The 9,443-nt window shown below is 66.1% G+C and carries 8 protein-coding genes and 2 pseudogenes; 7 read left to right on the plus strand and 3 right to left on the minus strand.

Features of this window, described 5'->3' with window-relative positions; all coding sequences use genetic code 11:
• Together E3O54_RS17095 and E3O54_RS15700 are read right to left on the minus strand one after the other, a co-directional pair.
• Positions 1-138 (minus strand): annotated as a pseudogene (locus E3O54_RS17095) (rhamnose isomerase); the annotation flags it as partial.
• Between the two features lie 101 nt (positions 139-239).
• Entirely contained in the window at positions 240-881 is a 642-nt protein-coding gene (locus E3O54_RS15700; RefSeq protein ID WP_134401995.1) for a class II aldolase/adducin family protein, read from the minus strand.
• A 352-nt stretch (positions 882-1,233) separates the two neighbouring features.
• Between E3O54_RS15700 and E3O54_RS15705 the strand changes: the two genes are divergently transcribed.
• Positions 1,234-2,568: an MFS transporter gene (locus tag E3O54_RS15705; protein WP_241976936.1), complete on the plus strand. Its 1,335-nt coding sequence runs from the start codon at positions 1,234-1,236 to the stop codon at positions 2,566-2,568.
• Between the two features lie 156 nt (positions 2,569-2,724).
• On the opposite strand, the gene E3O54_RS15710 is transcribed toward E3O54_RS15705, so the two are convergent.
• Positions 2,725-3,747, minus strand: coding sequence for a LacI family DNA-binding transcriptional regulator (locus tag E3O54_RS15710; RefSeq protein ID WP_134401996.1), 1,023 nt, complete (start codon positions 3,745-3,747; stop codon positions 2,725-2,727).
• Positions 3,748-4,021: 274 nt separating this feature from the next.
• On the opposite strand from E3O54_RS15710, the gene E3O54_RS15715 reads away from it, so the two are divergent.
• The 6 genes and pseudogenes from E3O54_RS15715 to E3O54_RS17100 form a co-directional block, all read left to right on the plus strand.
• On the plus strand, positions 4,022-5,545 hold the full coding sequence (locus E3O54_RS15715; RefSeq protein ID WP_134401997.1) for a sugar ABC transporter ATP-binding protein: 1,524 nt from the start codon (positions 4,022-4,024) through the stop codon (positions 5,543-5,545).
• Positions 5,546-5,553: 8 nt separating this feature from the next.
• Positions 5,554-6,582 carry an ABC transporter permease gene (locus tag E3O54_RS15720; protein ID WP_134402002.1) on the plus strand — a complete coding sequence of 343 codons (1,029 nt, stop codon included), beginning with the start codon at positions 5,554-5,556 and terminating at the stop codon, positions 6,580-6,582.
• On the plus strand, positions 6,579-7,619 hold the full coding sequence (locus E3O54_RS15725) for an ABC transporter permease (protein ID WP_134401998.1): 1,041 nt from the start codon (positions 6,579-6,581) through the stop codon (positions 7,617-7,619). Before E3O54_RS15720 ends, E3O54_RS15725 begins: the two co-directional genes overlap by 4 nt.
• 73 nt (positions 7,620-7,692) lie before the next feature.
• Positions 7,693-8,763, plus strand: coding sequence for a rhamnose ABC transporter substrate-binding protein (rhaS, locus tag E3O54_RS15730; protein ID WP_134401999.1), 1,071 nt, complete (start codon positions 7,693-7,695; stop codon positions 8,761-8,763).
• A gap of 156 nt (positions 8,764-8,919) precedes the next feature.
• Positions 8,920-9,312 carry an L-rhamnose mutarotase gene (locus E3O54_RS15735; protein WP_134402000.1) on the plus strand — a complete coding sequence of 131 codons (393 nt, stop codon included), beginning with the start codon at positions 8,920-8,922 and terminating at the stop codon, positions 9,310-9,312.
• Positions 9,306-9,443: pseudogene (locus tag E3O54_RS17100) on the plus strand (rhamnose isomerase); the annotation flags it as partial. The gene E3O54_RS15735 and the pseudogene E3O54_RS17100, both read left to right, overlap by 7 nt.

The following is a 9,443-nucleotide window of genomic DNA, read 5'->3' on the forward strand; positions in this document are numbered from 1 at the left end:
CTTCTCCCGCGGGGTACGTGGCGTGCCCGGAGTCGAGAAGACCTTGAACCGGGTGCCGGAATTGCCGAATGCCCAGGAGGGCAACTCAATGGCCTGGCTTTCGAGGAGACGGAGGGTTTCTGCGCTGAGTATGGTCATGGGGTCACTTCTCTGTGGGTAGTGCTGGGTTGTGTTGTGGGTCGGTGGGGGGACGGCGACTCCGCCTCGGAGCCGCCCGTCTGTGAATCAGGGCAAATGGGTCAGGGCAGACGCGCGCCCTCGGGGATGACGATCTTTTCGAGCGCGAGGATGTTCGGCGTGCCGAGCGCGAGGGAACCGTGGAGTACCTGGGCGTTGGCTTCGACCGCGACCGCGACCTTGAACGCGCCGCCGACGTCTTCGCCGACCGAGATCATGCCGTGGTTGCCCCAGACGACGGCGTTCGTGTCGTCGCCCATGAGGGCGGCGCTGAGTTCGCCGAAGTCCTTGTTGGTGGAGAATTCGAAGGGCATGATCCGCACGGCGCCCTTGGCGTAGAGCACCATGTTCAACAGCACGGGGTCGATGGTCTTGCCGATGGCACCGAACATGTTCGCGTAGGGCGATTCGGTGTGCACGATCGCGTTGATGTCGGGGCGCCGACGGTAGTGCGCGAGGTGGACATCCGTTTCGGTCGAGGGAAACAGCTCCCCCTCGATGACGACGCCGTCGTAGCCCACGACGACCATTTGGTCGATGGTCAGCACGTCGTAGCGGATGCCGGATGGCGTAATCACGATCGCGTCATGTTCGGGTAGGCGGATGGAAATGTTGCCCTGCGTGTTGAAGTTCAGTCCGGTGCGGACCGATTCGCGGCACCAGTACAGAATCTCTTCCCGAAGCTCATTGCTTGCCCTGCTCATGGAGTCCTTGTCCTCTCGGACCGGCGGAGCGTGGGGCCAGGCCCCGGTTCCCCGGTCTCAGTTCATTTCGTCACGATCCAGATTGAATCGTTTCAACTACTGCGAGTGTATCCCCGGATTCCGCCAATCGTCAACTCGGCGCGGGGCGCCCGAGCGTCCACTGATTCGGTACCCTCCTGGCAATGCTCATGATCTGGTTAGCCAAGCTCATGATTGTGACGTAGTCTGTCTAGCGCGCTTGTTGAATCGTTTCAAAACATCGGGCGCGGCGCCGCCGGCGCCATCGCATCGCGTCCTCGTTGTCGAGGCCACGAGCCTCTGCATCAATGACGACAGCAAGGGAGGACCCTCCGTGGTCCGCATTGGAAACAAGAGCACGACGGGCAGGAAAGCCACGATCTCGGTGGCCATGTCCAATTACATCGAGGCCGGTTCGATCATCGCGATCGCAACGAGTCTCTCGCTCTGGCAAAAGGAATTCGGAATCGACGACTTCGCCGTCGGCCTGCTCGCGGCCCTGAGCGCCAACGCCTTCGGCGCCGCGGCCGGTGCACTCATCGGCGGCCCGCTGTGCGACAAGTACGGCCGCAAGTTCATTTACACCTACGACCTCATCGTCTACATGATCGGCGTCGGGCTCGCCGTGTTCGCGGTCAGCTACGGGATGCTGCTGCTCGCCTTCATCATCACCGGCATCGCCGTCGGGGCTGGTGTTCCGGCCTCCTGGACCTACCTCTCCGAGCAGGCACCGGCCGGTGAACGGGCCAAGCATGTCGGCGCCGCCCAGCTCGCCTGGTCGTTCGGCCCACTGATCGGCTTCCTGCTCGCAGTGGCCGTCGAACCGCTCGGCCTGCTCGGCAGCCGGCTCATCTTCGCGGAACTCTTCTTGGTGGCCCTGATCACCTGGTACATGCGGCAGGGCCTGCCGGAGACCGCCATCTGGAAGGAATCCAACGCCAGGGCCACCTCGACCAACGTCTTCCACGGCGTGAAGGCCCTGTTCAGCAAGAAAGCGAACATCACCGCGATCTTCTTCCTGATCGGGGTGTATTCCTTCTGGAACATCGTCGCCGGGCAGGCCGGAATCTTCATGCCCCGCGTCTACGCCGCCGCCGGGGTCGAAAGCGCGACGGAGCAGTACCTGCTGCAGGCGCTGGTCTGGGGCCTTACCGTCGCGACCACCTACTTCGGCTTCATGCGCCTGGCCGACAAGTTCAACCGCCGGATCCTCTACATCGTCGGCTCACTGCTCGGGATCGCCGCGTGGGCCGTCCTCGTCTTCGCCGAACCGACCATGCCCGCGCTGCTCTCCTTCGCCGTGCTCTGGGGCGTCGCGGCCGGAATCGGCGCGCAGGCCTTCTACGGCCTCTGGGCCAGCGAACTCTTCGCCACGGAATACCGGGCGAGCGCCCAGGGCATCCTGTTCTTCGTCGCCCGCATCATGGTCGGCCTGCTGAGCATGGTCTTCCCCATCCTGCTCACCTCGATCGGCCTGTCCTGGCTCGGCCTGATCCTGATCGGCTTCCTCGCCGTGTCACTGGCGGTCGGCGCCATCTGGGCGCCGAAGACCCAGGGCAAGTCCCTGCAGCAGATCGAATCCGAGCGCTACCCGGAGGACGTCGTCGCCACCGACGAGGTCACCGTCGAGCCGGTCGACAAGTCGATCGCGATGAACATGCACTTCTAGCACGGATCGCCGCGCCGCTTCCGGCAGCCCGCGCCCGCATCCTCGGGCGCGGGCTGCCGTTTGCGTAGCGGTCATGGCCGAGGGGGCGGAGCCGGCGAGCACGGCGGTCGCACGGCGGACGAGCGGTGGGCCGAGGGGGCCGGGCGGCGGCAGCGGTCAGGCGCTCGGGGCCGAGCCGGCCGTCGACTCGCGGACGATGAGCTCCGGCTGGAACTGGATCTGCTCGTGCTCGAAGTCCTCTCCGCCTTCCGCCTCGCGCAGCAGCAGGTGGACGGCCGTGTACCCGATCAGGGCGCTCGGCTGGCGGATCGACGAGAGCGGAACGACGGCAGCTGATGCGAAGGCGATGTCGTCGTACCCGATCAGGGCGATGTCGCGCGGGACGCGTACGTCGCCGAGCATATTCAGCGCCTGGAGGACACCGATCGCGAGCAGGTCGTTGGCCGCGAAGACCGCGTCCGGACGTTTGCCGGCGGGGCGGGCGAGCAGCTGCTCGCCGACGGATCGTCCCTGCAGCACCGAAAGCGAGTCCGTGTCGATCGTCTCGAGGACGACGCCCGGGTGCTCGGCAACGGCCTTGCGGGCGCCCTCGAGCCGGTCGACGACCTGACGGATGCTGTGGGGTCCGCCGACGAAGGCGATCCGGGTACGGCCGATGGCGGCGAGGTGGCTCGCCGCGAGATAACCGCCGGCCACGTCGTCGACGGCGACGGACGAGAAGCTCCGGTCGGCGATCTCGCTGTCCACGAGCACGGTCGGTGTCCCACGCGCGCGCAGCCTCGAGAGCCGGTCGTCGACGTCCCCGAGGGGCGAGATGAGCACGCCGTGCACCCGCTGTTCCTCGAAGAGGTCGAGATAGGCGCTCTGGCGCCCCGGGTTCTCGTCGCTGTTTCCTAGGAGCACAGTGAGGCCCTCTTCTGCCGCGCGGTCCTCGGCGCCGCGAGCGACATCCGTAAAAAAGGGGTTGGCGACATCGAGCACGACGAGGCCGATGCTACGGCTGCGGCCGGCGCGGAGCTGACGGGCGGCGTCGTTGCGCACAAAACCCAGCTGGGCGATGGCGGCCTGCACGCGTTCGGCGGTGGTCGCGGAGACCTTGTCCGGGCGATTGAGCACGTTCGAAACCGTCCCGACGGATACGCCTGCCGTGGCGGCGACCTCACGCACACTTACAGACATTTTCTTATCTCCCACCGGGCCGATACCAAACCTCGATGAATCGTGTCAGATCGACGGTCGGATTGCCAGCCACCGCACCGGTCCGGGCAATTTCGCCTCAGCCCGTCGCGGCCGGGGCCGCCACCGTGAATGTCCAAGCGTTACTGATTTGGGACTTGACAGGTGTGGCGTGGTCACAATGTATTCTCCGTTGTTCGCAGAATTGAAACGAATCAAAAACCCGCGATCACGCCCGTTGCCCAACAATCCTCAATGTGGAGGTCAGGACAAGTCAATGTCGATCAGCCCGAGCAACCCCGGCCCCGCGGCCCTCGAATTACGCGGAGTAGCGAAGTCCTTCGGCTCCGTCGTCGCGCTCAAATCCGCGAACCTCACGGTGCAGATGAACTCCATCCACGCCCTCGTGGGTGAGAACGGCGCAGGCAAGTCCACCCTGGTCAAGATCGTCGCCGGACTCTACCAGCGCGACGCCGGAGACTTCCTGCTCCGGGGCGAGAGCGTCGACTTCCGATCGACCGCCGAGGCCAAGGCCGCCGGCATCGCCGTCATCTACCAGGAACCGACGCTTTTTCCCGATCTCTCCGTCACGGAGAACATCTTCATGGGCCGTCAGCCCACCCTGCGCTTCGGCCGGATCGACCGCAAGGCCATGCGCGCAGAGGCCGAGGAACTGTTCGCCCGGCTCGCGGTGCGGATCGACCCGGACCGGCCCGCCGAGGGTCTGTCGATCGCCGACCAGCAGATCATCGAAATCGCGAAGGCTATCTCGGTCGACGCCCGCGTGCTCATCATGGACGAGCCGACCGCCGCCCTCAGCGGCGTCGAGGTCGACCGGCTCTTCGCCGTTGCCCGCAACCTGCGGGACGAGGGCCGCGCCCTCGTGTTCATCTCGCACCGCTTCGACGAGGTCTTCGCCCTCTGCGACACGATCACGGTCATGCGCGACGGAGAATACATTTCGACCGACGGCATCACCGAGACGACCGTCGACCAAATCGTGCGCCGCATGGTCGGTCGCGACGTCACCGACCTATTCCCAAAGTTGGCTGCGGACCTCGGCGACGTGCTCCTCGAAGTCGACGGCCTGAACTCAAAGGGCGTCTTCTCCGACGTCTCCCTCACCGTGCGCGCCGGCGAGATCGTCGGACTCTCCGGCCTCGTCGGGGCCGGGCGCAGCGAGATCGTGCGGGCCTTATTCGGGGTCGACTCCTACGACTCCGGATCCGTCCGGGTGCGCGGAAAGCTCGTGCCGCGGCTCTCCCCCACCGCGGCCGTCGCGGCGGGACTGGCACTCGTCCCGGAGGACCGGCGCAAGCAGGGTCTCGTGCTCGAGTCATCCGTCGCACGCAACCTGACCCTCTCGACCCGCGCCAGGCTCAGTCGCTTCGGCTTCATCACCTCGACCCTCGAGAATGGCGCCGCCAAGGACTGGGCCGCGCGGCTCGAGGTGAAGACGAACGCCCTCGACACCGAGGTCGGCACCCTGTCCGGCGGAAACCAGCAGAAAGTCGTGCTGGGCAAGTGGCTCTCGACCAACCCCCAGGTGCTCATCATCGACGAGCCCACCCGCGGAATCGACGTCGGGACCAAGGCGGAAGTACATCGACTGCTCTCCCAACTCGCCGGCGAGGGCCTCGGAATCCTCATGATCTCCTCCGAGCTCCCCGAGATCCTCGGCATGGCCGACCGCGTGCTCGTCGTGCGCGAGGGCCGCATCACCGCAGAACTCGCCCGAGCGGATGCGACGGCCGAGTCCATCATGTTCGCCGCCACCCACGCAACGGAGCCGATCCAGTGACCACCACCATGACCAGCCAGGTACGCCTGACGAGCGGCGCCTTCGGACGCGGCCTGCGCAGCTTCCTGCGCTCCCGGGAGACGGGCATCCTTGCCGCCCTGCTGATCGTCGTGGTCCTCACGACGATCAAGAACCCGACGTTCCTCTTCAGCCCAGACGGATTCCGCGACCTGCTCCTCACCCCCTCGATCCTCGTGCTCGTCGCGGTCGGCCAGGCCATCGTGATCATCACCCGCTCGGTCGACCTGTCGGTCGGCTCCGTCGTCGGCCTGACCGCGTATCTCACCGGCCGACTCTTCATCGACGTCCCGGGCATCCCCCTGATCGCGGTCTTCGCGGCGGGCATCGCCTTCGGCGCGATCCTCGGACTGGTCAACGGTGCCCTGGTCGCCTTTGGCAAGGTCCCCGCCCTCGTGATCACCCTCGGAACACTGTATGCCTATCGCGGCATCAACGTTCTCTGGGCCGGCAGCAACCGGGTGAACGCCTCCGACCTGCCCAAGGACTTCCTCGCCCTCGGTACGAGCTCCGTCGTCTTCATCCCCTACCTGACGATCATCGCCCTCGTGGTCGTGCTCGGCGCGGGCTGGTACCTGCGCAACCAGCGCGGTGGCCGGGAGCTCTACGCGATCGGCTCAGACCCCGCGGCCGCGCACCTGTACGGCCTCAACGTGACCCGCCGCATCCTCGTCGCCTTCATCCTCTGCGGCGCCCTCGCCGGTCTCGCCGGCGTACTCTTCGCCGCCCGGTACGGAACCACCAACTCGCAGACCGGAACCGGCCTCGAACTCCAGGCCGTCGGTGCGGCCGTGATCGGCGGTGTCGCGATCTTCGGCGGCAGCGGCAGCGTCTACGGCGCCGCCATCGGCGCCATGCTCCTGCTGACCATCAACCGGGCCCTGCCCATCCTCGGGATCCCGGACTTCTGGCAGCAGGCCGTCGTCGGCGCCCTCATCATCGGCGCCATTGTTCTCGACCGCGTGCTGTCGCTTCGACTCTCCCGGCAACTCAGCTCCGAAAGGGAGGTCAACGCATGACCAACTCCGCAACGGCCGAGACTCGCACCGGCCCCCGCGTGTACGCCGACTACGGTCGCCCGCTCTGGATGCGCTGGCTGCTCACCCGAGAGATCGCCGTGATCGTCGCACTCATCCTCGTCGTGGTCATCGCCTCGGTGCAGGTGAACAGCTTCGGCACGACGACCACCCTGGGCTTCCTGCTGCTGGACGTCGCACCTATCCTGATGATCGCGCTCCCGATGACCCTCGTCATCATGATGGGAGAGATCGACCTGTCTGTCGCGAGCACGCTCGGAGTGAGCAGCGTGATGCTCGGGATCCTGACCCAGGCGGGGTGGCCCGTCGCGGCCGCCATCGTCGCCTGCCTGGTCGTCGGCCTCATCGCCGGCCTCATCAACGGACTCCTCGTCACCATCGTCGGACTGCCGTCACTGGCCGTCACCATCGGCACCCTCGCGCTCTATCGCGGCATCGCCGTCGGGCTCCTCGGCACGACCGCGGTCACGAGCTTTCCGCCCTTCTGGCTCGACCTCGCCCAGGCCCAATTCGGCGACACCGGCATTCCCGTCGCGATGGTGCTCGTCGTCATCCTGATCGTGATCTTCGCGGCCCTGCTTCACTTCACTCCGTTCGGTCGCGGGATCGTCGCGATCGGGTTCAGCAAGGAGACCGCGCACTTCTCCGGGGTGCACGTCAACCGCACCAAGGTCGTCTCCTTCATGCTCACCGGCCTGGTCGCGGCTCTCGCCGGAATCTACTGGACCTTCCGCTACGGCAGCGCCAGGGGCGACAATGCGACCGGTCTGGAACTGGCGGTGATCGCGGCCGTGCTTCTCGGGGGCGTCTCCATCTTCGGCGGCAAGGGGGCCATCCACGGCGTCATCGCCGGAGTGCTCCTGCTCGGAGTGCTGCAGAGCGCGCTCCGCCTCGCCAACGTGAGTTCGGACTCGATCAACATCATCACCGGCGCGCTCCTGATCCTGTCCGTGCTCTCCCCCCGATTTCTGCCGTGGTATCGCAGCCTGCGCTTCCGACGAACAACGACAGAGAACTAGGCGCCCGCACCAAGCGGCGCCGTCCCCCATCCCACCACCAACATCCGCAGCACTCACCTCGAAAGGCACAACGATGTCACTTTCCACCCCCATCCGGCGCCGCGGCGCCCGGGCCGTCACGGTCGTCGCCGGCGTCGTCGCCGTCACCCTCCTCGCCGCCGGCTGCGCGAGCACCGGATCCGGAAGCTCCACCGACTCCACCGCCGGTTCCGGCTCCGTCTCCGTCGACAAGAACTACGCCATCACCTTCCTCCCCAAGAACCTCGGAAACGCCTACTTCGACACCTCGGACAAGGGCGGAGCCAAGGCCATCGCGGAGTTCGGCGGCACCTATGCCGAGGTCGGCCCGGCCACCGCGGCCGCGGATGCCCAGGTCAGCTACATCAATACCCTCACCCAGCAGGGCGTGGGCGCGATCGTGCTCTCCGCCAACGACCCCAACGCGATCGGCAGCGCCCTCAACCAGGCCCGCAAGGCCGGCACCAAGGTCGTCACCTTCGACTCCGACACCGCACCCGAGTTCCGCGACCTGTACATCAACCAGGCCACGGCCGACGGCATCGCCAAGATCCAGGTCGACCTGATCACCGAGCAGATCGGTGACACTGGCGAGGTGGCCATCCTCTCCGCCTCGGCCAACGCAACCAACCAGAACGCGTGGATCGACCTGATGAAGAAGGACCTCGCCGACAACCACCCGAACGTCAAGCTCGTCGACACCGTGTACGGCAACGACGACGACCAGACCTCCTTCGACAAGACGGCGGCGCTCCTGCAGACGCACCCCAACCTCAAGGGAATCATCTCGCCCACCACGGTCGGCATCGCCTCGGCCGCCCGATACCTGCAGACCTCGCAGTACAAGGGCAAGGTCGCGCTCACCGGTCTCGGCACGCCGAACCAGATGCGTGACTACGTCACCGACGGAACCGTCACGGCGTTCGCACTCTGGAACCCGGCCGACCTCGGCTACCTCGCCGCGTACGGCGCCAAGGCCCTGATCGACGGCACCATCACCGGCAAGGACGGCGACAAGTTCACCGCGGGCGACCTCGGCGAATTCACCGTCGGAGCTGACAGCACCGTGCTGCTCGGCGATCCGTACACCTTCAACAAGGACAACATCGCGGACTTCAACTTCTAGGCTGTCCGCCCGCACCACCCGCACGACCGCGCTATCCGGCTCCTCTGGCTGCGGGGTGAATGCTCCGGCATTCGCCCCGCCGCCTTGCGGGAGACCGCTCCGCAAGGCAGGATTGAATCGATTCACTTTCCGTATCCGAACCAGCAAGGAACCTCAATGTCGAGCAGCGATACCCAGCACCGCGTGTGCTTTCAACTCCAGGTCAAGCCGGAGCTGATCCCCGAATATCGTCGTCGCCATGCCGCCGTCTGGCCGGACATGCTGCTGGCCCTCAAGTCCACCGGCTGGAACAACTACTCCCTCTTCCTGCGCACGGACGGACTGCTGATCGGCTATTTCGAGACCGCAGATCTGGCCGCGGCACAGGCCGGAATGGCCGCCACGGAGGTCAACGCCCGCTGGCAGGCCGAGATGGGCGACTTCTTCGTGGCCCTCGCCGGAGCCCCCGACACAGGGTTCCTCCAACTCACCGAAATCTTCAATTTGGAAGATCAACTCGACTCCCTCGCCGCGGCATCCGCTGCCCCGACCGAAAGAAGCACATCGTGACCCTCAGCCCCGACACCCTGGCCCAGCTCGAGAGCCAGGCCATTGAGTTGCCCTCCTGGGCATTCGGCAATTCCGGCACCCGGTTCAAGGTCTTCTCGACTCCGGGCACGCCACGTACCCCGCGGGAGAAG

The organism is Cryobacterium sp. TMT2-4 (genome assembly GCF_004402575.1).
In the GTDB taxonomy this organism is placed as follows: Bacteria; Actinomycetota; Actinomycetes; order Actinomycetales; family Microbacteriaceae; genus Cryobacterium; species Cryobacterium sandaracinum.